Annotated in this window: 1 protein-coding gene; it reads right to left on the minus strand. The window is 73.8% G+C overall.

The genetic code is table 11. The features are described 5' to 3' along the window. Positions 1–270: 270 nt before the first annotated feature. Positions 271–447 (minus strand): hypothetical protein, encoded by a 177-nt coding sequence (locus tag E1284_RS42315; RefSeq protein ID WP_165965644.1) that lies wholly within the window; start codon positions 445–447, stop codon positions 271–273. Positions 448–503: the final 56 nt, after the last annotated feature.

The raw sequence follows: 503 nt of genomic DNA on the forward strand, positions 1-503 counted from the left end.
CCCGTAGTCGGTCAGCCGGGCCTCCTGCCCCGCGATCCCCATCAGCGCCGCCAGGCACGGATCCAGCGCGGCGAACTCGTCCGCGTACCGGCCGGCAAGGTCATCCAGTGCGGTCATCGCCCCAGGCTACGACCCGCACCCGCAAAAGTGATCATGGAAATGTGCCAAAACACCGCACCCCGCTCAGCGGGCCTCCACCGCCGGCCGCCACCCGCGAACCAACGGCGTACCACCCGCCGCCCCTCACACCCTCACAGCGGCGCCCCATCATCACCGCCGGTCCCCGACGGAGACGGCGACGGACCCGGCGAGGACGGCCCCGGAGACGTCGGCGCCGACGACGGGGAAGGAGACGGCGACGACGGAGACGACGGCCGCGACGGCTGCGGGAACGACGGCGTCGGCTCCGGCGGCGGAGGCGGCGGCTCCTTCACCACCGGCTGGCACGCGAACAGCACCGCCATCAGCAGCGCCAGCACCAGCAGCGCCGCCGCCAGCCCCAC

The sequence above is a fragment of the Actinomadura bangladeshensis genome, from assembly GCF_004348335.1.
GTDB lineage: Bacteria > Actinomycetota > Actinomycetes > Streptosporangiales > Streptosporangiaceae > Spirillospora > Spirillospora bangladeshensis.